Annotated in this window: 22 protein-coding genes, 1 tRNA gene and 1 pseudogene; 13 read left to right on the forward strand and 11 right to left on the reverse strand. The window is 54.7% G+C overall.

What is annotated here, in order from left to right; translation table 11 throughout:
- Window positions 1–35 precede the first annotated feature (35 nt).
- Entirely contained in the window at window positions 36–1,217 is a 1,182-nt protein-coding gene (gene corA / locus Q31a_RS12950) for a magnesium/cobalt transporter CorA (RefSeq protein ID WP_145078216.1), read from the reverse strand.
- A 1,002-nt stretch (window positions 1,218–2,219) separates the two neighbouring features.
- On the opposite strand from corA, the gene Q31a_RS12955 reads away from it, so the two are divergent.
- From Q31a_RS12955 to Q31a_RS12980, 6 genes are all read left to right on the forward strand, one after another.
- Window positions 2,220–2,837 (forward strand): c-type heme family protein, encoded by a 618-nt coding sequence (locus Q31a_RS12955; RefSeq protein ID WP_231691181.1) that lies wholly within the window; start codon window positions 2,220–2,222, stop codon window positions 2,835–2,837.
- A 92-nt stretch (window positions 2,838–2,929) separates the two neighbouring features.
- Window positions 2,930–3,460, forward strand: a complete 531-nt coding sequence (locus Q31a_RS12960) for a rhodanese-like domain-containing protein (RefSeq protein ID WP_145078220.1) — start codon at window positions 2,930–2,932, stop codon at window positions 3,458–3,460.
- Window positions 3,457–4,608: an FAD-dependent oxidoreductase gene (locus Q31a_RS12965; RefSeq protein ID WP_197356792.1), complete on the forward strand. Its 1,152-nt coding sequence runs from the start codon at window positions 3,457–3,459 to the stop codon at window positions 4,606–4,608. Before Q31a_RS12960 ends, Q31a_RS12965 begins: the two co-directional genes overlap by 4 nt.
- A gap of 272 nt (window positions 4,609–4,880) precedes the next feature.
- The gene (locus Q31a_RS12970) at window positions 4,881–5,990 is read left to right on the forward strand and encodes an efflux RND transporter periplasmic adaptor subunit (protein WP_145078227.1); all 1,110 of its coding nucleotides are present in this window, start codon (window positions 4,881–4,883) and stop codon (window positions 5,988–5,990) included.
- Entirely contained in the window at window positions 5,980–9,324 is a 3,345-nt protein-coding gene (locus Q31a_RS12975) for an efflux RND transporter permease subunit (RefSeq protein WP_145078229.1), read from the forward strand. The genes Q31a_RS12970 and Q31a_RS12975 overlap by 11 nt, the downstream gene beginning before the upstream one ends.
- A 617-nt stretch (window positions 9,325–9,941) precedes the next feature.
- The gene (locus Q31a_RS12980) at window positions 9,942–11,099 is read left to right on the forward strand and encodes an FAD-dependent oxidoreductase (RefSeq protein WP_145078231.1); all 1,158 of its coding nucleotides are present in this window, start codon (window positions 9,942–9,944) and stop codon (window positions 11,097–11,099) included.
- A 192-nt stretch (window positions 11,100–11,291) separates the two neighbouring features.
- Here Q31a_RS12980 and Q31a_RS12985 read toward each other — a convergent pair whose 3' ends face one another.
- From Q31a_RS12985 to Q31a_RS12995, 3 genes are all read right to left on the reverse strand, one after another.
- Window positions 11,292–12,245 (reverse strand): hypothetical protein, encoded by a 954-nt coding sequence (locus tag Q31a_RS12985; protein ID WP_145078233.1) that lies wholly within the window; start codon window positions 12,243–12,245, stop codon window positions 11,292–11,294.
- A gap of 166 nt (window positions 12,246–12,411) precedes the next feature.
- Complete coding sequence (locus Q31a_RS12990) at window positions 12,412–12,942, reverse strand: NUDIX domain-containing protein (RefSeq protein WP_145078236.1); 531 nt, start codon at window positions 12,940–12,942, stop codon at window positions 12,412–12,414.
- 175 nt (window positions 12,943–13,117) lie between these two features.
- Entirely contained in the window at window positions 13,118–13,963 is an 846-nt protein-coding gene (locus Q31a_RS12995) for a PA4780 family RIO1-like protein kinase (protein WP_145078238.1), read from the reverse strand.
- Between the two features lie 284 nt (window positions 13,964–14,247).
- Between Q31a_RS12995 and Q31a_RS13000 the strand changes: the two genes are divergently transcribed.
- The 3 genes from Q31a_RS13000 (at window position 14,248) to Q31a_RS13010 (ending at window position 15,729) form a co-directional block, all read left to right on the forward strand.
- The gene (locus Q31a_RS13000) at window positions 14,248–14,706 is read left to right on the forward strand and encodes a hypothetical protein (RefSeq protein WP_145078239.1); all 459 of its coding nucleotides are present in this window, start codon (window positions 14,248–14,250) and stop codon (window positions 14,704–14,706) included.
- A gap of 364 nt (window positions 14,707–15,070) precedes the next feature.
- Window positions 15,071–15,283, forward strand: a complete 213-nt coding sequence (locus Q31a_RS13005; protein WP_145078241.1) for a metallophosphoesterase — start codon at window positions 15,071–15,073, stop codon at window positions 15,281–15,283.
- Window positions 15,284–15,375: 92 nt separating this feature from the next.
- Window positions 15,376–15,729, forward strand: a complete 354-nt coding sequence (locus Q31a_RS13010) for a metallophosphoesterase family protein (RefSeq protein ID WP_145078244.1) — start codon at window positions 15,376–15,378, stop codon at window positions 15,727–15,729.
- A gap of 227 nt (window positions 15,730–15,956) precedes the next feature.
- Here the strand turns inward: Q31a_RS13010 and Q31a_RS13015 are convergent.
- The 5 genes and pseudogenes from Q31a_RS13015 to Q31a_RS13035 form a co-directional block, all read right to left on the reverse strand.
- Window positions 15,957–16,163, reverse strand: a pseudogene (locus tag Q31a_RS13015) (ADP-ribosylglycohydrolase family protein); the annotation flags it as partial.
- Window positions 16,160–17,185 (reverse strand): AAA family ATPase, encoded by a 1,026-nt coding sequence (locus tag Q31a_RS13020; protein WP_197356793.1) that lies wholly within the window; start codon window positions 17,183–17,185, stop codon window positions 16,160–16,162. The pseudogene Q31a_RS13015 and the gene Q31a_RS13020, both read right to left, overlap by 4 nt.
- Window positions 17,137–17,721: a nicotinamide riboside transporter PnuC gene (pnuC, locus tag Q31a_RS13025; RefSeq protein ID WP_145078250.1), complete on the reverse strand. Its 585-nt coding sequence runs from the start codon at window positions 17,719–17,721 to the stop codon at window positions 17,137–17,139. Before pnuC ends, Q31a_RS13020 begins: the two co-directional genes overlap by 49 nt.
- An 80-nt stretch (window positions 17,722–17,801) precedes the next feature.
- Window positions 17,802–18,158, reverse strand: a complete 357-nt coding sequence (locus tag Q31a_RS13030) for a hypothetical protein (RefSeq protein WP_145078253.1) — start codon at window positions 18,156–18,158, stop codon at window positions 17,802–17,804.
- Window positions 18,159–18,243: 85 nt separating this feature from the next.
- On the reverse strand, window positions 18,244–18,771 hold the full coding sequence (locus Q31a_RS13035; RefSeq protein ID WP_231691182.1) for a hypothetical protein: 528 nt from the start codon (window positions 18,769–18,771) through the stop codon (window positions 18,244–18,246).
- 86 nt (window positions 18,772–18,857) lie between these two features.
- Between Q31a_RS13035 and Q31a_RS13040 the strand changes: the two genes are divergently transcribed.
- Window positions 18,858–19,205: a four helix bundle protein gene (locus tag Q31a_RS13040; RefSeq protein WP_145078256.1), complete on the forward strand. Its 348-nt coding sequence runs from the start codon at window positions 18,858–18,860 to the stop codon at window positions 19,203–19,205.
- Window positions 19,206–19,217: 12 nt separating this feature from the next.
- Here Q31a_RS13040 and Q31a_RS13045 read toward each other — a convergent pair whose 3' ends face one another.
- Both Q31a_RS13045 and Q31a_RS30185 read right to left on the reverse strand, forming a co-directional pair.
- Window positions 19,218–19,580: a hypothetical protein gene (locus Q31a_RS13045; protein WP_145078259.1), complete on the reverse strand. Its 363-nt coding sequence runs from the start codon at window positions 19,578–19,580 to the stop codon at window positions 19,218–19,220.
- 554 nt (window positions 19,581–20,134) lie between these two features.
- A tRNA-Cys gene (locus Q31a_RS30185) sits at window positions 20,135–20,205 on the reverse strand.
- Window positions 20,206–20,254: 49 nt separating this feature from the next.
- Here Q31a_RS30185 and Q31a_RS13050 point away from each other — a divergent pair.
- The 3 genes from Q31a_RS13050 (at window position 20,255) to Q31a_RS13060 (ending at window position 22,238) form a co-directional block, all read left to right on the forward strand.
- Entirely contained in the window at window positions 20,255–20,725 is a 471-nt protein-coding gene (locus Q31a_RS13050) for a four helix bundle protein (protein WP_145078262.1), read from the forward strand.
- Window positions 20,726–21,334: 609 nt separating this feature from the next.
- Complete coding sequence (locus Q31a_RS13055) at window positions 21,335–21,796, forward strand: hypothetical protein (protein ID WP_145078265.1); 462 nt, start codon at window positions 21,335–21,337, stop codon at window positions 21,794–21,796.
- Window positions 21,786–22,238, forward strand: a complete 453-nt coding sequence (locus Q31a_RS13060; RefSeq protein WP_145078268.1) for a MarR family winged helix-turn-helix transcriptional regulator — start codon at window positions 21,786–21,788, stop codon at window positions 22,236–22,238. Before Q31a_RS13055 ends, Q31a_RS13060 begins: the two co-directional genes overlap by 11 nt.

The raw sequence follows: 22,238 nt of genomic DNA on the forward strand, positions 1-22,238 counted from the left end.
CAGGTTGCCAAGCGTCACGAACTTGGTCGTTGAGATCAGGAGCTTAGCCAGCCCTTACGTTGAAAGTACCAAACCATTGCCAGTGTCGTGGCGGTCATTACAGCCAGTGCGAAGGGGTAACCGTACGTCCAATTGAGTTCCGGCATGTTGAGCGTAGAAACATTCGTGTTGAAGTTCATGCCGTACAGGCCTGCCACGAACGTCAGGGGGATAAACAGCGTCGCAATGATGGTCAAGAACTTCATGATCTGGTTCATGCGGTTGCTGACGACCGTCAAATAGTAGTCCCGCAAGTCCGCACATAGTTCACGATCGGTTTCAATCACATCGATAATCTGCACCGTGTGGTCGTAGCAGTCTCGCAGGTACAAATCCGTTTCGTCGGATATCAGATCCCCCGAATCTCGGATCAACGTGTTGATCGCATCACGGAGTGGCCAAATAGCCCGCCGGATCATTCGCAACTCAGACCGCACGTTGTGGATGCGATGAATCAAATCTTGCTCGCAACTGGCCGAGATCAAGTCGTCCAGAGAATCCAGGCTTTCGCCGTGCTTTTCCAGGGCTGGAAAGAACTCGTCGATGACGGCATCCAATAGCGTGTATAGCAGATAGTCAGCGCCCGACTCTCGGATGCGTCCTCGGTTCGTGCGGATGCGCCTGTGGACCTCGTCGAAACATTCAACACCGCGTTCCCGAAAGGTAATGACGAAGTTGCGGCCTAGAAACATCGCGACTTGACGCATGTCGAGCGCGTCTACATCGGAGTCGGCTTCTGTCCTACCGTCCACTTCCGAATGAGAGCGAGCGATCACAAACAGGTAGTCCCCATACATTTCAACCTTGGGCCGCTGGTGGACGTTGACGACGTCTTCGAGCGCAAGCGGATGCAATTTAAATATTTTTCCAACTTGTTCAATCACGTCTGCGTCGCCCAAACCATCGATGTCCAACCAAGTCACTGGCGATTTTGCAATCTGATGGACCAAATCGCCGATTTCCGGGACTTCAATGTCACGCAGCTGCTCGCGGGGTTGCTCCGCTCGATCGTCGACCGCTCGCGGAACGGAACCGTATTGCATCAACCGAATCTTCGGTTTTGCACTGTAGGCTTGTGGCTGGATGGTTCCTGGAAGTTGGGCCGTTCCGGCGGGACGATGAAATCGGCGTCTCCGACGATGGGACAGCTTGAGTCCGTGCGAGTGTCTTTTGCTCAAGGAATTCGCCTGATGGTGTGGAAATGCACTGGCCAGTCGGCCGTTTCGGGGATGGGCGTCCTCGTAACCACGATTCTTCCCACGCAAAGGCACGTTCCCCAACGCACCAGTATCCTTACGAAGCTTGTCGGTTGCCGCAAGTACGCCAACCGCGAGGGGCTAGCTGGTTCTGCCCGTAGGCCATTGGTACTTGGCTTCCAATCCTGGGCTCAACGTTCTGAACTGACTCGGTAACGTCGCAATTCGTGGCCAACTGCTGCCCCCGATCCTGAATTGCGTAACGCCAGACTCGTTGCATTGCCGCTTGTTGATAAACTTAACCGCGGAGTAAGCCAGCCTGCAGAGAGTTGACTTCAGCCGTGCGATTCGGGGGGCATTGATGGACGGCAGTTGAATGGGCTTCGCAGTCAACAACTCGAGTTGTTGGGGTTGTACGGTGGAGGCGTTTTGCGAGCCGCGCCTGCTGAGGGGTGCGCCTCATCGACACACCGCGAGCCATAGGGGCACACTCGCCATGAGCGGCAGGAGATCCGGGAGGGGGTGCAGTAAAAATTCAGCTTGGGGCTCGCAAAATACATGTTGACATATCGCGACCTGCCGATAAGTTGTTAGTGAGGGGAGCGGGGGAATGGAACGCTGTTCATGAAAATGGAAAAGCCTCGCAAGGGAGCATGCACCGCCAGCGGTTTGCTAAAGACTGCCGGGTGTTGGGCAGTGCCCACTCACGTTGTTCATCAGCGGATCGTGCCGTGGCTGCGGCACGGTACATGAATTGCCTGTGGCTTGCACTATTGGACACGCGGGGTGGCGTCGACCGTGCTACTGGTGAAAGACAGCACGAGATGCATGGCCTGAGGGGCTTCCCTGGAAGCGTGAGCTGAGCACGATGCGCGAACTGCGGTAGAACGCGAGTTGGAACGGTCATGGGGAACCCCGGCGAGTTGCAAACCCCTTGGAACTGGCTGAATTGGCATGAATTTTAGAACAAATAGGAACGGAAGTATGAATCGTCCACTCTCCCCGAGGTCGGCTTGGGTCGCATGTCTATCGGCCGCAGTGCTGAGTTTGGGGTGCCAGCGTGATGGCGTCGCGCCTCCTGCTCAATCGCAGTCCGACGTGATTGGCGAAGTCGCAATTGTTGCGGATTCTGAGCCGACGGAACTGCAACGCACCGAGTTGTTGGCTGCGAAGGACGCATTGTTTCAGCAGCTGTCTGATAAACTGAGGCAGGCGATGTCGCAAGGGCCCGCCCAAGCGATCGTGGTTTGCCAACAGGAGGCCTCGAAAATTGCGATGGCTGTGGGGGAGGAGCAGGGCGTGGAGATCGGACGCGTTGGGGTTCGACTTCGAAATCCTAGCAATACCGGACCTGAGTGGGCCGCACCCATGATTGCGTCCCAAAGAGATACACCATTTTTCGCAAACCTAAGCAATGGTAACGTTGCAGCGCTGCTTCCCATCAAGCTGCAACCGCAGTGTTTAATGTGTCACGGCCCCAAGGAACAAATTGCTCCCATCATTCGCGACCAACTCACCAAACTCTATCCCGACGATGAAGCCACCGGCTTTCAGGAAGGCGAGTTGCGAGGTTGGTTCTGGATCGAAAAACCATCGAGTTGATCCTTCGCAATCGCGACGCACACTCGTCTCGGAGGTGTGCTACAGCTGCTCGCCACGCGGGCCCATATTACACTCATCAAGGACAGGTACGCATGAAGGCGTTTTACACTTTTATTGCCGCTCTATCGCTCATCTGCGTTTCCAGCACTCCTGCAAACGCTCAATTTGGAAGCTTGTTTGGTAGCGGCCCTAAAGTCGAAACGATCGATACTCGCTCGCTGTCCGAGTTGCTCAGTCAGCATCAGAAGCTCATCAAAGAAGCAGAACAGACTGGCAAGGATGTTCCGGATGCCAAGTTCGTTGTGGTCGATGTTCGTTTGGAACAAGAAATCAACGTATCGATCATTCCAGGCGCAATCACAAAGACTCAGTACGAACAGGACTCCGAACGGTACCGAGGTTGGCTGGTAATTCCCTACTGCACCGTGGGCGTACGCAGCGGAGCGTACGCGAAAGAATTGGCGAGTAAGAACATCACAGTCAAGAACTACAAAGGCAGCATCTTAAAGTGGGTTGAAGCTGGCCTGCCGCTGGTTACGCTCGAGGGGAAACCGACCCGTCGCGTTCACACTTACAGCGATCGCTATCGAATTCCTGCCAACTACGAGCAGGTGACGCGGTGAGTTGCGATGATAGCGGCCCGCGTAGAAAGAGAATCGTTCTACTGGGAATTGGACATACGAACGCACATGTGCTCAAGGAGTGGGCGAGTGCGCCGATTCCGAATTGCGACCTAGTCTGTGTCAGCAACTACCCAACGGCGACCTACTCCGGGATGCTGCCTGGTACGCTGGGCAGCCAATTTAGCGATGACGAGATGCGCATCGATTTGCGCTCGCTCGCCGAGCAGGGGGGCGCGGAATTGGTGCTCGCCGAAACCAGTGGCATCAGCTTGCCGTCCGGTGAGATTCTGTTCAGCGATCGTGCACCGATCAAGTTCGACGCACTTTCGATTGGCGTTGGCTCGATGCCGGTCGGTTGGGAGCAGCATTCCGCATCGCCACTGCTGGTCCCCATCAAACCGATGCAGACGTTTCTGGAACGCTTAAATACGCGATTGACGCATTGCTCGAGTGCAAAGAAAACGCCTCTACGCGTCGCCATTGTCGGTGGTGGCGTGGCGAGTGTCGAGATTGCCTTTTGTTTGCTCCAACAATGCCGCCGACGGGAGCGCGCTGGAGAGTTTTCCATTGAGATATTTACGAGTAGTGAATCGGTGTGCGAAGGAATGCACTCACGCAGCATTGGCCGCATTCAGCGGTTGTTGACGTCGCGTGGCATTGGCATCACGGCGGGCCAGCGAGTTACGAAGGTTGACGACAGCGGGCTCACAACCGAAGACGGAAGTCGTCATGCAGTGGATGCCGTCATTTGGGCTACGGGAGCCGCCGCCCCCCCAGTACTGGCGAAGTTGGCGTTGCAGACGGATGAACGAGGGTTTATCGCTACCGGTAAGACCTTGCAATCATTGTCCGATCCACGCATCTTTGCCGTAGGTGATTCGGGCACCATGATCGAATCTCCCTGCCCCAAAGCGGGCGTCTACGCGGTGCGCCAGTGTCCGATACTCTCGCACAACCTCCGCGCCTACCTTGGTGGAGGAGACTTGCGTGATTTCGTTCCGCAAGGCTCATTTTTGAAAATCCTGAATACTGGCGATGGCAAGGCATTCCTCGAATACGGCTGGCTGAGCGCCCATGCCCGCTGGTGTTGGACGTTGAAGACATGGATTGACCGCAAATTTGTTCAAGAGTTCCGAACCGAGTCCTGAGAACTACAGACGCAACGCATCGTAGTCAAAAACGCATCGTGGTCAAATAGGAGCATGTCCAGCCAAACTTAGAGAGTGTTGAGCGACAAAGTTCAACCGCTGTTCGAGAAAATCGGAGACGGTGGCTGTGAACCCCAAAACACTTGACGAAGCGCGGCATGGTTGCTGCACCACGGCAGGGTGGATTGATCAGGACGCGAACAAACTCACAATCAGGCTAACGTTCGGCAACCAGCCGAGGGGCCTAGTTCAATAAACGGAAGGGGGAGGCAATGAATCTCCAGAAACTAAAACAGTGGTCGCGTGTCTTATTGCGAATCTCGCTGGTTGGCATCAGCCTGGTTGCGTTGGTTGTGACCATCGGGTGGCTGTCTGGCCTCTTCGAACAGAAGACGAAACCTGGTCATAGTGACCGAGCGGTGCGACGGCTAGCGGGCGAGCCGACGGATATCGTACATGAGATCGAAAAGGCCACGATCGAAGAGGCGATTGGGACGCTAAAAGCTTCCAGCCGAACTGTGGTATCTACCAAAATCATGGCGACGATCAACGCGATTGCCGTCAATGCGGGAGATGAGGTTAGCGAGGGGCAAGTACTGATTCAGCTCGACGACAAAGAATACCAATCGCGTCTGGACCAAGCAAAACGCTCATTGGACGCTGCCGTTGCCAATCGTGAACAAGCCGAGAAGCAATTCCTGAGGATCGAAGCGCTCAGCAAGCAGAGTGTGACTTCTCAATCGGACTTCGATGAAGCATCGCGAGATGTTCAGGTGACGATTGCCGACGAGTCCCGTGCTAAACAAGCGGTATTGGAACTGGAAACGATGCTCTCTTATACCACCATCAAGGCAGCAAAGAAGGGACGGATCGTGGATCGCAGTGCTGAACCCGGCGATGTGGCCACGCCCGGCGTGCCCATTTTAACCCTGTATGACGCCACATCGTTGCGTTTGGAGGCTCCCGTGATGGAGCAGCTGGCGGTCAAACTGAGGATTGGCGACAAATTGACCGTTCTCGTTGACGCACTTGGCCGGGAGTATACCGCCACGGTCGATGAGATAGTACCTCAAGCCGATGCCCCCAGCCGCTCGTTCTTGGTCAAGGCGTCCCTGCCCAAATCGGAGGATCTGTACGAAGGCATGTTTGGGAGATTGTTGATTCCGGCTGGGGAGCGTCGTCACTTGTGCCTCAACACCTCTGCAGTGATCAATGTTGGACAACTTGACTTCGTGGATGTCGTGCTACCTGATGGCAACATCGAACGGCGGCTGATCAAAATTGGCCAGTTGGGAATGCCAGGACGCCAGGAAGTGCTCAGCGGAGTGGACGCTGGCGAGCGTGTATTGATTCAGCATGAAGGGGCAGCCGATGTCCGATAGTACCCATCAAGACGAAGCCGACATACCACTCATGACGCGAATCGTTGAAGTCTTCTTGCGAGGCGACATCGCGGTGCTACTGATCTTCATTTCGCTGATGTTGGGGGCGGCTGCCCTAGTGCTGACACCACGCGAGGAAGAACCGCAAATCGTGGTCCCCATGGCCGACTTGTTCGCGTCGGCTCCGGGATTATCGGCTGAGGAAGTGGAACGGCAAGTCACCGATCGCCTTGAGAAACTACTTTACCAAATCGATGGTGTCGAATTCGTCTATTCAACGTCGCAGCCGGGACAGTGCGTCGTGACCGTGCGATTCTATGTAGGGGAAGATCGCGAAGACTCGCTCGTCAAAATTTACAACAAAATCAATTCCTCGGTCGATCAAATTCCACCCGTGGTCGAGTCTTGGGCAGTCAAACCGATCGAAGTCGATGATGTTCCAATTGTGATTGCGACTTTGTGGTCCGACCAGCCACAGCGATACGGCGACCATCACTTGCGGCGGATAGCTGAGGAAGTGCAGCATGAATTGCAAGCGATCCCCAATACCAATCGGGTCGAATTCGTGGGGGGACGCCCCCGACGAATCATCGTGAACTTGGACGCTCAGCGATTGGCCGCTCATGCGACATCGCCTTTGCAAGTCGCGCGGGCGCTTCAAGTCAGCAACGTGACAGCTCGCAATGGAAGCTTTGAGCAACAGAATACGCAGTTTAATGTGGAAACCGGTACGTTCATCCGAGGCGTCGACGATCTCAACGAAACGGTGGTAAACGTGGCCGGCGGACGCCCCGTGTACTTGAAGAACGTTGCCACCGTCGTGGATGGTCCGGCAGAACCAGATAACTACAGTTGGATCGGGTTCGGATTGGCGGATGTCGAGCACGGTGATGAGACTGGCGTTTTCCCGGCGGTTCAGATTTCGATCGCGAAGCGCAAAGGCGCTAACGCTGTGAACGTCGCCAAAGCCGTAGAAGCCAAGCTGGAGGAACTGAGTGCCTCCCACTTGCCCGTTGGCGTTCACTTTAGGATCACTCGTGATTATGGCGAAACCGCGAACGAGAAAGTCAACGAACTGATCGAAGGCCTGGTTGTGGCAGTGCTGACCGTTGTCGGTCTGATCGGCCTGACGATGGGCTGGCGTCCGGCGTTGGTGATCGCACTCGCCATTCCAGTGTGCTACAGCCTGACATTGTTTATTAATTTGATGGTCGGCTATTCAATCAATCGCGTGACGATGTTCGCGTTGATTCTATCCCTCGGCTTACTCGTCGACGACCCGATCACTGACGTGGAAAACATCGCCCGCTATTTTACCATGAAGATCTTTCCGCCCAGGAAGTCGGTATTGCGTGCCGTCCAGGAAGTGCGGCCAGCGTTGATCCTGTCGACGCTGGCAATCATTGTCAGCTTCCTGCCATTAGCATTTATCACTGGAATGATGGGACCGTACATGGCCCCTATGGCGCTCAACGTGCCACTCACGGTGACAGTGTCGACGCTTGTGGCATTCCTGATTACGCCGTGGCTGGCGATGGTCTCCTTGAAACAGATTAGTGACTCACCCGGCGAAGAAAAATCATACGATTTGACCAAGAGCTTTCTATATCGCGCGGCACGCTGGTCGTTGACCCCGATTTTGAAAGGCCGTCTTGCGGCTTGGAGTGTGCTGATTCTGATCGCTGGCTTGTTCTTTGCCGCACTGATCCCTCCAGTCATGCGGTGGGTGCCCGTAAAGATGCTGCCCTATGACAATAAGAACGAATTTCAAATTGTCGTCGACATGCCCGAAGGAACGACGCTAGAGCGCACCGATGTCGTCTCAAGACGGTTGGGGGAGTACCTGGGCGGACTGTCCGAAGTTAAGGACTACCAAATCATCGTCGGGAAGTCTTCCCCCATGGATTTCAACGGTTTGGTGCGGCATTACTTTCTGAGGCAGGGGACCAATGTCGCCGACATTCGCGTGAACCTACTGGCTAAGGAAAAACGCGAGCAGCAGTCGCACGAGATCTTGCTGCGAATTCGTGACGATATCACCGCATTTGCCGAGTCAATGGATGCGAATATCAAACTGGTCGAAGTGCCGCCTGGACCACCCGTGTTGTCGACGATCACGGCGGAAGTCTACGGACCTGCCGATGGCAATTACGGCACACAGATCGCCGCGGCTCATGCGGTGATGGAACGGTTGAGTCATGAGCCGGGGGTGGTGGATTTAGATGTAAGCGCTGAAAATGATCAAGTGCGTTTCGTATTTGAAACGGATAAACCCAAGGCGGCTTTGTCAGGCATTTCGACGCAAACAATTGCCGAAACCGTCCGTACAGCATTGAGTGGAAACAAGGCAACGGTACTGCACTTACCGGGTGAAGTCGAACCGTTGTGGATTGAGTTACGCCTGCCGCGAGCAAGCCGCTCGGCGCTGGACGACTTGGAAGAGGTTTACGTTCAAGGTGAAAGCGGGCAGATGGTTCAGTTGGGGGCGTTGGGAAGTTTTCGCGAGACGATCGAAGACAAGTCGATTTATCACAAAAATCTCCAACGCGTGGTCTACGTATATGCCGAAGTCGCCGGGCGCCCACCGGCGGATGCAATCGTGGATATGCAGTGGGATCAAACTACCGCAGATGAACGCGCCGTGGCCGGTTCCCCGGACGCCGACGACGCAGGCTTAGGACGCGAGCTCAGCGATCGCTCATGGCTATCTCCTGGCGGTGGCCTGCCATGGAGCGTACCGGACGGGTACCGCGTCGAATGGGCCGGCGAGGGCGAGTGGGACATTACGCTGGATGTCTTCCGCGATCTGGGGTTGGCCTTTGGAGCCGCACTCCTCGGGATTTTCGTGGTGTTGATGTTCCAAACGGGCTCGCGAACGTTGCCCGTCTTAATCATGTCCGCAATTCCATTGTCAATGATCGGTATTATGCCTGGGTTCTGGGGGCTCAATGCGCTGATGAACCAGCCCGTTGGCGGACATCCCAATCCCGTGTTTATCACCGCCACGGCGATGATTGGAATGATTGCACTCGCGGGAATCGTTGTGCGGAATTCAGTCGTTTTGATCGACTTCATCCACTTGGCGCAATCCGAGGGGCACGACTTGCGAGAGTCCATCATTCGAAGCGTCGCCATTCGCACGCGGCCGATCCTCCTCACCGCCGGCACGACGTTGCTAGCCAATTGGGTCATCACCCTGGATCCCGTTTTCTCTGGACTCGCGTGGGCGATCATCTTCGGAATTGTGACATCCACGTTCTTCACGTTGATCGTGATTCCAGCCGCTTACTGGATCCTGTACCAAACCTCGGAACAGCAGGTGGAGAAAGCGTAATTGAACAGGCAGCCCAAAATCGCGGTGCAGCAATTCGGATGGCGTGGAAGTGGTCCGGACTGCCACGTGCGTTGGACCTGAGGGGAGCTGGCTGCGTTGCGATCCCGCCCGCCACACGAGGCAGATGGGATTGCATCGCTCTCTAGTCAACTCAGCCTCTCACTCACGAGATGGCTGTCCGAAGTGCTGCTTTGCAGCGAACTGCTTAGATGTCGGGAGCAGCCACGGTACAGATCGTCGATTGCAGCGAAGGCCGCCTTCGCTCGCTGAAGGGACAGCGTCGAACGCCCTCGCTCCACTTATGCAGGTCCATTCGGCGACACCATCCATGCCTAAGGCTTGCCAAACAACAGCTCGCGTTGCTCAGGTTTAGTGCTTGGCCGTGTTGGATCTTTTTGCAAGAATCGTAGCCCGTCTGTGCACCGGTTATTGATTTAACCGCAATTTGAATTTTGACGCGGAGATGGCGTCCCCAATTGTCCTGTGACGGTAGCCACCTTTCCTTGCTGAGGCAGCGGGTTCCTATTTCAACCGCCTGTGCAGAGACAGTAGAACTTGAAACAATCTATGTACCTCCACATTCTGTCTACTCTAGTGTTAGCTCGAAGAACGATTCCATGAAAGCGATGATTATCGGGGCGGGTATTTCCGGACTTTGCACAGCGATTGCGTTGCGGAAAGCTGGCTTGGAAGTGGTCGTATACGAGCGCGCACCTCAGCTTACCGAAGTTGGAGCTGGAATCAGTCTTTGGGCCAATGCCCTGCGAGCGCTTGACACCATCGGAGCGGGGGCTGCCATTCGCGAACGGCTGGAGCCACTCCGCCAAAGCGAATTGAGACTGAGAGAGGGACATGTCGTTGCTGGCTCCTTTTTCGCAGCGAAACTGGAGAAGGCTTTAGGACACCAACCAGTTCTCGGCATGATACACCGAGCTGAGTTGTTGGAATCGCTCGTAGGTTGCTTACCCGTTGGCACCGTGCAGTACGGCCATGAAGCGCTCGACGTTCGAGACTGCGGCGATCGAGTGGAGGTCGAATTCACGAATGGCAATCGCAATGTTGCGGACCTGACTATTGGAGCCGATGGGATTCATTCGAAAGTCCGATCGCTTCTATTGGATAGCTCTCCGCCTCGCTACTCCGGCTACACGTGCTTTCGTGGCGTCACCGAAATGCCAGCGAGTATTCAGCCAGGTTATCTGGCTGAATGGTGGGGGCGGGGATGCCGCGTTGGAATTGCCACGTTACGGAATCACCAAATTTATTGGTGGGCAACGGCCAATGCGCCCCAAAATATTCGTATTGAAGACAAGCGAAGTTGGTTATGCAATCGATTCAGCCGATGGGCCGATCCCGTCCTCGAATTGTTTTCCACGACACCTCCCGATGCGATTTTTCAGAACGATATCATCGATCGCCGCCCCGACAAACATTGGTACCGAGGACGATGCCTTCTCATTGGAGACGCAGCCCACCCGACCACTCCCAATCTCGGCCAAGGAGGATGCCTGGCCATCGAAGATGCTGCGTGCTTGTACTATTTGTTCTCTCGCTCGCTACCGTTGGAGGAGATCATGCCCGAGTTTGTTCAGCTGCGCTATGCCAGGGCGGCAACAATCAACCGCGATTCGCTTCGACTGGGAAGGACCGGTCAATGGAATGGCAGAGTTGCTTGCTGGTTACGCGATGCAATTGCCAAGCAACTAATACCTATCCTCGGGGTCCAAGAAATGCTTAAGCATGCCCGAAACGTGGATCCTGGGTGGGCAGAGTAGGGCACAACAACGCGGCGAAAGCGCTCACCAAGCCCAAGGCACCCCCACCCCGAATTTGGAATTTCGGGCGCGTGGATGCGGTCCTCCAGCGTAATCATTGAATGTCGGCGCCGGCGGTGCGGGTAGCCCCCAGGAACTAGGCGAGGCACGAATGGCGTTGGCTTACTGATACTTAACGCTCAACGGCAATTTTCAAAACAAGTTCCATGCTTTGGCATCTAGTTCTTTTTGAAGGTCCGGATCCTTCGCACGGGCCAACAGGTCGTAGAACGCGTAGGGATATTTAAACACGTGACCGATCCCCAGGGTCTTGTCACCTCGGTTGTTCCAATATTCGAATTCGTCGGGCCTGAGCTCGGTGAAGGAATGGTCCTTAATTTTTCGGTCACCCGATTGTGGCCCCAATCGTGTGACGGTCACGTACTTGCGAAACGCCGTGCGGCAACCCTCGGCCCACTCGACATCGCCCATGGCAGCCAATTCAACGAGCGACTGACCAAACGTTAGCATGTGGCCTGCGAAGCCCTGACCATATCCCTTGAATCGGTCGATGGACTCACTAGCCTCTTTGAGAATATATTCTGATGCGGCAACCGAATCGGAGAAAGGTGGTGGTGCAACCTCCTCGCTGGGCGCACTATCTCGCCACGGCTTGAAAGCACCGATCAGATCACAGATACCAGATACCCTCTCCTCAGTTGCAAGATCGGGAAGCATCCGAAACGCCTTGATGGCGTGCATCGCAAAGATCGCGTCGTGGCCGACTTCGCGAAGCACTCCATTGCCCTTTGCAAGTGCCTTGCCGATCCGCTCTTCGGCGCCATCAATGGGCTCCGCTTGGGGAAAGGGCTTGCAGAGTTTGGAAGGTGCCCAGTTTTGGTCAAACAACGCGACGATTCGGTTGCTAGTGGATTCGCCCAGTTCGTTATCGACGCACATCAAGTGTGCTGAGATCATGGACGCCCCGCGATGCCCGTCAGCAAAGTAACTTTGCTGCGGCGCGCGGGCCAACGCGTTCACCCCCAGTGCGACGAGGCGCTTGTCGGAAAGCGACTGCTCCTCCGCCACTGCAAACCGGTCCAAACCGGCAGTTGCGAGAGCCAGCCCTGCAGTGCTTCCCGCAGCGAATTGCCTTCGATTGATCATTGGATACCCAACTGAGCACGCTAGCCAGAAATTTAAAATTGCCCTGCCACTCAGTCTACTAGATTCCTGCCATTCCCACTTCATCAGGGACCATCTACTGGAATTAACACGCGTACGGGTGCACTTGCGTCGGCGTTCCTATGCAATCCCAATTGAGCCTGCTGCTTCACAGTTGAACGTGGGCCAATTTGTCGAACAGCACTTTCATCAGTTCAGCCTTGCGCTGGGAATTGGTAGATAGTCGATCGCGAATCTGCTCGACGGTCAGCCATTCATAGCCGGACACCTCAGCAGGGTTGCAGGTTATCTGCGTGTCTTCAGCGACTTTGCTAAGCGAGCCGTAGTAAGCCTTGCCCTGCATGGGCCGGATCGACAATTCGACATCCCGGCTGCCCTGTCGTTCGGGGATTGGCCGGCGACCGATCCATATCGAGCGGCGAAAGTGCATCTGATTCCGACGAATGCCAAGCTCAATGTCGAGGCACTGACTGGTGGCCTGCTCGATTGAACCGTTGGGCTCGACTCCCTCCTGCGGTGGCATCCAAGCATCGCGGTTGGCGGCGGGCTGAATGAATAGGAAAGCATCGCGCTCGAGCGATTGGACCAAACAAATCACCACCGGCCGATAGCCTAGCAGGCGTTCTCGCGTCGGCCGATCGTAGGCCAGCTTTCCCACAACCTTGATCCATTCAAGCATCGGCAGCTCCCTTTCCGCCCTAGTGAAAATTTTTCGTTGTTAGCAACGACTCGCCGTCTCCGCGATACGTGACCAACGGCCCACCTTTCGCAACGCAGTCGTCTGTGAAAGCCATGTTGGTGGAAATGATTTCGGCATGCCAGTTGGCCGTTTGTGGGGCTTCTGAGCTGTCTTCTCAGCCGTTTTCCATTCGATCCTGACGTTCCAGTTCTTCTTCGTAAGCCAGGTCAATCATGTTGAGCACCGATTCGACGTCGGCTGCCTTTGTTGAAAACTCGAACTGGCCGGTGAGTTCCATATCTGCGGTCAGCTCACTCTTTTCGTGCAGATCCCACATCTCTTCGGCGTAGTGAGTTTCCGCTAGCTCCGGCGCAAACTGCGCGTAGTATTGCGTGATGGTCCGCACGTCACGCTGCAGCATGGTCTTCGCGTTGTTGTTTCCGGATGCATTGACGACTTGTGGGAAGTCGATAATGACCGGGCCAGTTGCATCTTGGAGGACATTAAATTCTGAAAGATCGCCGTGTACCAATCCGGCACATAGCATCCGCAACACATAGGTCATGACGGTGGCGTGATCTTTCACGGCTTGTTCGGCGGACATCGTGATGTCGTTCAGTCGCGGTGCCACGCCGCCGTCTCCATCGGTGATGAGCTCCATCAAGAGCACTCCATCGAACAGCCCATATGCTTTGGGGACCCGGACACCGGCCTCGGCGAGCTTATACAATGCGTCGACTTCGGCCCGTTGCCAAACGATTTCCTGTTCATCCCGGCCAAACTTGGAGCGATTGTCGATCGCCCTTTGCCGGCGGCTGTTCCGGATTTTTCGATCTTCCTGGTATTGGACCGCATTCTTAAAACTGCGTTGCGCCACATCCTTATATACCTTGGCACAGCGAGTTTCGTCGCCACAACGGACAAGGAAGACCTGGGCCTCCTTGCCGCTCATCAGCGAGCCCAAGACTTTGTCGATGAGCCCGTCTTCGATCAGGGGTTGTAACCGTTTACCGACTTTCAAGATGCTACCGCTTCAGAAGCATGGAAGCTTCCGCAGGAAAGGATGAGTGGCTGGGCAGGAGATCGCATCCCTGTCTTAACACCGCGTGCCGGGCGTAATGTAGCATTACGTAGCAAATGTCGCAAAGAGGCTTGTTCGCAGTCCCCGTCTTGGGGGTGACGCTCTTGGGGGCAGGGGGCAGCCACGCACAGGCCGAGCTATCATACTCTGCATAGGGCATTGAGGACCAGCCAGGCTGAAGCCGACGATCCACGCAACCTTCAACGAATTCAGGCAGAAAACCGATGGGACAACTCCATGATGTGGGCCAGGCTGACGGCTGGCGGTGTTGGCTATGCGACGAACCGGTCGACCCGAATATGCCACCCAACGATCCTCGCGGCGCCAGTATCGATACGCGGATCACTAAGGCCCGCGCAAAGAAAAGAAAACAGGACAAGAAAAATTTGCCATCAGAGCGGCTGGCACACAAGGGCTGCAACACGGGCAAGGGCGCAAACGATCCGGTCGTGTCTTGGCCGGATCACCTGATTGTCGCCGACCCGGCACCGATTATCACAGCCGTCGAGCGACTTGAGCGAAAGGGAGGCCGCGAAATCATGGCTCGCTGCCCCACGCGTGAGGATGCCGAAGCTGCATCCGTCTGGCTTGTGGATCGACTCTCGCGTCTTGCCCCCGGCTTGGAGGTACACACTGAAATCGCGACCACTGGAGGGCAATTTCTGGTCAACTTGTGCACGTAGAGGGCCGCGGAGTGCGGAAGTCGCTGCCGGATGTAGAAGTGAGACTATTGCCGGCCACTTCTATCGAATTTTGGGGGACTCAGAGAGTGGTCCATGAGGCCAAACAGTATGGGGCCATAGAGGCCCGTGCCCAAAAGTTACCCAAGGCACCTCAGACGGCCACTTCGCTGTGCGCAATATTGCCTCGCCTCGATGCCAGGTTGGGGGGAGCGGCCCATTACCAAATGGCAATTTGCCTCCCAGGATGACGCGATGCTGGACCTGAACCGAAGCATTGCCGATCAGACCGACATGCCGCACCGGGTTCCGTCGATCTTGAGAACTGATGGGTTTACTGCCCCGATTTCCGCCGAGTCAACTGTCCATGAAAATTTGGTCTATTTCTGACACTCATAACGAGCATCTTGGACTCCAAGTTCCAGATGTTGACTTGGTGATTCATTGCGGCGATGAGTCGACGCATGGTAAGGCTGTGCTGAACGAGCCTGAGGCGAGACGGTTCTTTGACTGGTATGCAGGCTTGGGCATTGCCACGAAGGTGTATGTACCAGGCAACCATTCGCTCGCAGTGGAATAAGGCCTGCTCCGCGCCGGCGAGTATCCCGGCATTCACTCCTCATCCATGAGTCGATGCGCTGGAACGGGCTGGAGCTGTTTGGTTCCCCCTACATGCCTCGATTTCACGACTGGGCATACATGAAGAAGCGAGAACAGCTCGATCTCGTTTGGCAATCGGTTCCCGATGATGTGCACAGCCTCATTGCGCACGGTCCGCCCAAGGGCATCTTAGATGTTACGCATGACATTGGGACGCACGGACTGATTCAAGTAGGATGTACTGCCCTGCGGCGACACGTCGACGAGCGGATCCGGCCGAAGCTTCATGCCTTCAGGCATTTGCACAACGAAAGAGGTCTCAGTAACTACGGGATGTTCACGCGTGGTGCGACGTCGTTCATCAATTGCTCATGCTGCAATCTCGCAGCGAAGTTGAAGAACAACGGGGTTGTTATCGAGTTGTAGCCAACGCAAAAGCTCCAGCGAGGGCTTGCTCATCCAGTAGCGTTAAGTTGATCTCACTCGACGCTTGGTGCCGGAGCGCTCGACGATTAAGTTAGTCGCTTCTTTGCCGTCGACGTCTCAGCACTCACAATCATGCGATTATTCCATCTCGCCCCAGTGGTTTTCGATGTAGCCGATCGTCGCTTGAATCGTGTATGCCTTTGTAACATGCACGCTCCCACCAGCCTCATGAGCGACTGGGCCACCATGCAGGTGTGCTCGGTATCATCGGATATCATGCCGCGCCCCAACAGAAATCGGTAGCGACCGGGCAGCCCGAGCAAGCGTGGTGCTCTTTGCGGTGTGAGGCCTTCGTAGGGCAGTCCCAACGCATCGCCGACAGCGGTTCCCAGGATACATCCGACAATGGCTTCGCGTTTCAAGACTTTGTTCATGAATCCAGCAACTTTAGATTCTCGATGACCCGGCTAACACGACACTCGAGCGAACCAGATAGCTTGATAAATTGGATGTTTCGGCGAATCAGATCCGACTCGATCTTCGCCTGAAACACCTTCCGGTGCACTTCGCCACTTCGATCCCATGTGTCATCATACGGGATGTCTGTGTCGCAAACAAAGCAGAGCCGATATCGTTCGCGACATGTGCCTGCCAATTCCGCAACTGTCGGGTGAGCCTCATGGTGATATTCAAGCGAGAATTGATACGTAGTGGTCGCGTCGGTATCGACAAATAGATAGCGATTCGCATCCGCAATGATCTCGTCCTCACGTTCGCGATGCCCGACTGCAATCTCAGCGAGCTGCTCCAGCGTTAGACGGCGGGCGACGTGGTGTGACTCCCAGTACTCTCGACCGAATTCTGGCACCCACTGCGTTTCTAAGCGTTTTGCCAATTCACGAGCAATTGTCGTCTTGCCAGTTGAAGGGGCACCTAGAAACACGATTTTGGACACTAGATCTCTGTAGACAATGTTTGCCAAATAGCCGCGGAATCGATAGGGATCTTTGCGAATTGCGGTTCCGGAAATAGGGATTTGCTTTCGATTGGCATCAACGCGGCAGTCAATCGCCCCTAGTGCCTGACTCACGTGATGGCCATAAAACTCGCTGCTGTAGAAATGCGTGATGTCTCGTCCCGTCAATAATTGACGCAGATAGGCATCGTGGAGGGCGGTGATCTCCGGCGTTTTGCCCACAACTGTTGGCCCGTCCTCTGCCAGGATGACCTCGACGCTGGGGTACAATGTTCTGATCCAACCGGCTCGCGTTTCCAAAGGTACAGGGGTGACTTCTGGTGCATCATAGATCACTACAATGGTGTGGTCGTTCTCGGCTATTGCGCGCTCGATGACCAACTGGTGGCCGCGATGCAGTGGTGCGTATTTCCCTAACGTCAATCCCAAAGTCACGTTGCGATCTCGTGCGATCTTTGCTTCGCCAACTGTTTTTGCCAAATTACCATCCCAAAGCTGGCTAGGATCAAAAACGCAATGTAGAGCACCGCAGTTGCGCTGAGCTCTTTCGTGAAATAGACCCAAATGGCGACGCTATCTACACCGATCCAGAAACCCCAATTTTGAATATACCGTCGAGCAAGCAAGAACTGGGCCACAAGACTTGCGACTGTTGTGAACGCATCTGCGTAAGGCAGCGAGGCATCCGTCCAAGAAGCCATGGTCCACCCCAGTCCAATCGTTCCAATTGCCGATACGGCGATCCAGCAGACGAGCCATGGAATCGCTAGCGACTTCACATCTAGGCTCTCGTTGCCAGCATCTGCTCGAGTCCAAGAATACCAGCCATAGAATTGTAGAAAAATGTAGATTACGTGCAGCACTAAATCTGAATACAGCTTTGCGTCGTAAAAAATGATGATGAATAACAAGACCTGAATCAGTCCGGTCGGCCAGCACCAAACACTCCGGCGGATCGTTAGAAAAACGCATAGAAATCCAAATCCGGTCGCCGTAAGTTCGATTAAGTTAAGCATGACCTGTTTCCCAGAATTCTGAGACCTCTTGGCGATGATTGGAGAGTACAGGTCCACCGATTATGGGGCTCTAGTTCCCATCAAGGCATGTTGATACTGCCAAGGATTCTAAACGAAAGACTGCCAATATGGGAGTTCTCTCCTGCAGACGATTTATGGTCGGGGACGCCGCTAGCCGGGCGACTTTGACAAGCCGATTTTCTATTCCATTTTAGAGTTTGCCAGATTCGAGTTCGCGGACGTTGCGCGATGCGTCGTTTTCTAGAAAGGAATTGGCGACGATCAACACTTTGTTTACTGAAGCCACCGCTGTTCTGGATGTGGTCTTGCTCGGTTTCTTGATTGTCTCCCGAAGCGTTGGCACGTTTCCGCAGGCACTCCAGACCGCGTCCTGCAAGCGTCTTGATCTGACTGGCAAACTCATTGGTTGCTTTCATGGGAGTCGCCAGGAACTGGTGCCTGCGAGCGTTCGCCCCGTGGTCATCCATCAGAACACCGCACGGCGTTCGTCATCTTTCGGTGTCAGACAAGGCATGGCAGACAGTATTGCAGGTTCGGATCGTTTCCGATCCTAGCTGGCAGCAACTTAGCGACTGACGCATGGTTGAGCCACCGTGAGAACGCCCCTTGGTGCGATGATGGCTGGCCCTTACACACGATCTGTCCCGAACGAGTCATTTGGAAAACGGTGCGCAACACGCGGCCGTTCTCCACGACTCGGTCGAAGACTTGGTGCATGAGCTTGGTGTCTCGCGTCGACAACACGGCCAACAGCGCTGCCGCTATGTCCTTCATGTAAGCACGCTCACGTGAGTAGGCTGCCAGCCTTGCTAGGAACTCGCTGTTTGTCGATCTCTTGATCGGCTTTCGCATTGCGTCGAGTTGGTTTTGCGCGGACGGGTCGTAGACGTTGCCGAACGTGCCGGTCGCCGCCATTTGGGCGAGCGCGTGCTTCGCGGACAACTTGTACGCTGGGCCGCCCGCTTCGTTGACGATAGTCGCTCGTGGCAGGACGCTGGTGCTGCTTTGGAATAGAGTCTTGTTAACCACGGGAGAAGTTCGAATAGTGAGGGGTGAAGTGTAAAAGGAGAAACAGTTGGAGGTGGTAGTGATGCACTTCTGGTATCTTGAGTTCTATGAAGACAGACTTGCCTGACCGGACGTTCGCTTTTGCGAAGCGAATTGTGAAACTAAGCCAAACGCTGGAAGAGCTGCATGGCGTTCCGCAATCGCTCAGCCGCCAGCTGATCCGTTCGGGCATGTCAGTCGGTGCGAACGTTGAAGAGGGGCAAGGAAGCCAGAGCCGGAAGGATTTTCGGCTCAAATACAACATCCCTTGTAAAGAAGCACGCGAGACGCTGTATTGGCTTCGGCTGCTTGCAGAAACCGAGATCGTTCCGCACGATCGACTGCAACCGATGATGGACGAGTGCAACGAGCTAGTCGCGATCCTGACTTCCATCGTCAAGAAACTCCGCGACTAGCTTTCACTCTTCTCACTTCCTTTTCGCCTTCCGCATTTGTTTCCAAAGCGAGCGACCGTTATCTCGGTCGAGCCGGACCAGTTGTTGCTGCCGTGTGTCGAAAGCGATCAGGTTGCCCCTGGGACGCTTCGCGTAGACGAATGGCAAGCAAACGGCGACGACTTTATGCGGTTCGCCGGCTGCGTTTGGCAAGTAGCGAAGTCGAACGAGTTCGTCGATGGGTTGCGAGATGCCCGAGCAGTTCCATAAGTAGGACGGAAGCTCGATGATCTCGCTGAGGATGGTGACATAGTCACCTTTGGCGATGTCTTCGCCAGCGATCCGCGCTGCGACGGAAATCGCGGTTTTGGACCGGATTTTGGATTTGGTTTTCATGGTTTCGCAATGGTTGAAAGTTTGGACATGTACACGTGTTTTCTCGGTTGGGCTGCAAGCAGGTGCTACTCGCGGCCGGTCGTAATTGCAAAATAGGTACGGTAAACACGCATAGCTTGGTCTTTCGAACAATTGTGGAAGACACGACTAACGAAGCGTTATGAAGTGCAATTGGGGAAGGGTTAAATCAAAAATTGAAACCAGGAGTCGCAGTGCTTCAAGCTTCATGCCTCTAACTTCAAGCTTGTTTGGATGTACTCCGATGCGGCAGTTAGTCGTGTTTGGTAACCACCCAACGAAGTTGTTTGCCGAGTAAACCGCTCCGGTCGTTAGCAATGCCATCGACAGTGGACACACGACGGCGATTCTCACCGAGATTCGCGGACGATCACGCTGCTTTCGGTCGCCGGTAACGCGATACCTTAGGGACGTCATCGTTGTGATGTATTCCCGGACAAGCAGTTGGACTTTGTGTTGTGATCGGTCGGCGAAGGTTTCGAATGAGCCAGGCCTTTAGCTAAGATGTAGTCCAATTCGTTGGTTGGTCGATCAAGAAACGCTGGTGGGAGTCGAACCCACATAAACCGGGTTGCAGCCGGCCGCCTAGCCATCTGGCTCCAGCGTTAGGATAGGGGGGAGTCTTGAGTTGCGAGTCCTGAGGGAAATGGGAAGTTATGCGAAATCATCGAAAGCTACGCGCGTTCGAGTTGGCGGATGAACTTGTCATGTCGGTTTATTCAGCAACGAGGACATTTCCGAAGGACGAAATGTTCGGACTTACATCACAACTTCGCCGAGCTCCCGCTTCAATTCCATCCAACATCGTCGAAGGATATGCGAAGTACTCTGAGGCAGATTTCCTGCGATTCCTCGACATGGCATTGGGATTTATTCGCGAGGTCGAGTATCAGCTGACCATCGCTAGGCGACTCGAATACACAAATGGCGAGACCGCCGAACAACTCGTAAGCAAAGCGATCCGTCCAGCCTTATGCGTCTGCCTTAGTTATTGTCGTGGTTCGCTCCGCGAACCCAACGTGATGATCGCGGAGCGATCAACGACTATCAACAAACCATCGGTGAATCGAACGCTTCCACCCACTTTGCAAGGAACCAGTCGTCGCCTTGGTACATTTGACCACTAAATCCGTCATCAGTTTCAAGCAGGCGCGCAGAAACACAAACAGGACTCGCCATAAGAAACTCAACAGAAAACTTTGTCGCTGCGAACCCGTATGTCGTTACCGTCCCCTTGGCCCTCACGCACAAGCAGGGCTACAAGATCCTTACAACCCTGCTGGCTAGCGGCCCCGAGACCTATCCGCTGATTCCGGGAACCGAAAAGTTCGAGGGCCATGAGGTCTATCCGAAAATTTCGGACCTGCCAATCTTCTCCGAATCACTGTCGATCTCGTCTTCCCCCACAGCTATCCCAACTCCTTTTCTTGCGTTGGGTTCCAGCCTGCCGGTGTCCGGGGCACCAGGTAACCTACTCGGTACCACCACAAAATGCAGCTGCGTTGAGGGTGACGACGCTATCGCCCGGAATAATTGAGAATAGCACTTAAAGCGTTCGTTGCTCCAATCCTTGAGAACAACTGAAACACTGGACTGGGTGAGCCTGCGTCGAATTCTGGTCAGAAGCATTGACTAGCGGATCGATAGCTGTAATCTACAGGTTGCCGGCTTGCGTGAATTCTTCCGGCGAGTTCGATGAACAAACGTGCAACCTCACCTCGCATGAGACGAGTGATATGCCTTCACCAGAAAATCGCAGCGTTCGACTTCCACACCTCGCCTCCGTCGTGCGGATACTTTTCGCATTGTTCCTTGTCGGCACCGGGATCATGACGCTTGGGTTCGCCACGCGCGGCTATCCCGTGGGTGAGACACCGGATGAGGTTGGCCAATTCATGATTGCGATCGAGAAGACGGGCACCCTGATTTTCTGGGTAGGCTTGTTCAAAACGGTCTGCGGCGGACTGATGTTCTTCCCGAGGATCGCGCCTCTCGCTGTTCTGATGTCGCTGCCTTTTGGCTTTGATATTTTGCTGTATGTGCCCCTTTTTGCTCACAAGTACCTCGTCATCGGGCTTCCCGATTTCGTAGCGCGCACGCTACTGATTTACTGTTACTTTGATTGGTATCGTCCGATCTTTGCTGGTCCGACAACCTCCTCGCTTCAAGATTCTTCCGGAGTTGAACATGTACTTTGACTCAGAATCCTCGCCTGGATTCGCAATTGGACGCGTTGCCTATCTGATTCGCTCTGGAATGGCTTTCGTGCTGAAGAGTGCCGGTTGGCCGTTTTCCCCGGAGGAAACACAGGCACTGATCACTTTGTCGGATGCCGGCCAGCCGCTGAGCATGAACGAGTTGGCATCGTTGATGATTCGTGATCCTACGACGGTGAAACGCCAGTTGGATCGACTCGTTGAACAGAAGTTTGTTGAGCGGAGCGTATCGAGCGAAGACGCTCGCATCGTGATGGTCGGATTGACTCGCCGCGGCGAAGAGAAGCTTCAAACCGTCCTCCCCCTGTTAGACGACTTGCGAAAAGCCACGTTGAAGCGCATCTCGAAGTCGGAGCTGGAAGCGACGCAGAACGTTCTGCGGAAGATGCAGAAGAACCTAACCAAATACATGTCGAAGGAATAG

Source organism: Aureliella helgolandensis (assembly GCF_007752135.1).
Taxonomy (GTDB): domain Bacteria; phylum Planctomycetota; class Planctomycetia; order Pirellulales; family Pirellulaceae; genus Aureliella; species Aureliella helgolandensis.

What these genes read in the sequence shown, in the direction of transcription:
- Q31a_RS12955 (WP_231691181.1), top strand. Translation starts at nt 2,220, where the DNA reads ATGAATCGTCCACTCTCCCCGAGGTCGGCTTGGGTCGCATGTCTATCG.
- Q31a_RS12960 (WP_145078220.1), top strand. Translation starts at nt 2,930, where the DNA reads ATGAAGGCGTTTTACACTTTTATTGCCGCTCTATCGCTCATCTGCGTT.
- Q31a_RS12970 (WP_145078227.1), top strand. Translation starts at nt 4,881, where the DNA reads ATGAATCTCCAGAAACTAAAACAGTGGTCGCGTGTCTTATTGCGAATC.
- Q31a_RS12975 (WP_145078229.1), top strand. Translation starts at nt 5,980, where the DNA reads ATGTCCGATAGTACCCATCAAGACGAAGCCGACATACCACTCATGACG.
- Q31a_RS12980 (WP_145078231.1), top strand. Translation starts at nt 9,942, where the DNA reads ATGAAAGCGATGATTATCGGGGCGGGTATTTCCGGACTTTGCACAGCG.
- Q31a_RS12985 (WP_145078233.1), bottom strand. Translation starts at nt 12,245, where the DNA reads ATGATCAATCGAAGGCAATTCGCTGCGGGAAGCACTGCAGGGCTGGCT.
- Q31a_RS12990 (WP_145078236.1), bottom strand. Translation starts at nt 12,942, where the DNA reads ATGCTTGAATGGATCAAGGTTGTGGGAAAGCTGGCCTACGATCGGCCG.
- Q31a_RS13000 (WP_145078239.1), top strand. Translation starts at nt 14,248, where the DNA reads ATGGGACAACTCCATGATGTGGGCCAGGCTGACGGCTGGCGGTGTTGG.
- Q31a_RS13005 (WP_145078241.1), top strand. Translation starts at nt 15,071, where the DNA reads ATGAAAATTTGGTCTATTTCTGACACTCATAACGAGCATCTTGGACTC.
- Q31a_RS13010 (WP_145078244.1), top strand. Translation starts at nt 15,376, where the DNA reads ATGCCTCGATTTCACGACTGGGCATACATGAAGAAGCGAGAACAGCTC.
- pnuC (WP_145078250.1), bottom strand. Translation starts at nt 17,721, where the DNA reads ATGCTTAACTTAATCGAACTTACGGCGACCGGATTTGGATTTCTATGC.
- Q31a_RS13030 (WP_145078253.1), bottom strand. Translation starts at nt 18,158, where the DNA reads ATGAAAGCAACCAATGAGTTTGCCAGTCAGATCAAGACGCTTGCAGGA.
- Q31a_RS13040 (WP_145078256.1), top strand. Translation starts at nt 18,858, where the DNA reads ATGAAGACAGACTTGCCTGACCGGACGTTCGCTTTTGCGAAGCGAATT.
- Q31a_RS13045 (WP_145078259.1), bottom strand. Translation starts at nt 19,580, where the DNA reads ATGAAAACCAAATCCAAAATCCGGTCCAAAACCGCGATTTCCGTCGCA.
- Q31a_RS13050 (WP_145078262.1), top strand. Translation starts at nt 20,255, where the DNA reads ATGCGAAATCATCGAAAGCTACGCGCGTTCGAGTTGGCGGATGAACTT.
- Q31a_RS13055 (WP_145078265.1), top strand. Translation starts at nt 21,335, where the DNA reads ATGCCTTCACCAGAAAATCGCAGCGTTCGACTTCCACACCTCGCCTCC.
- Q31a_RS13060 (WP_145078268.1), top strand. Translation starts at nt 21,786, where the DNA reads ATGTACTTTGACTCAGAATCCTCGCCTGGATTCGCAATTGGACGCGTT.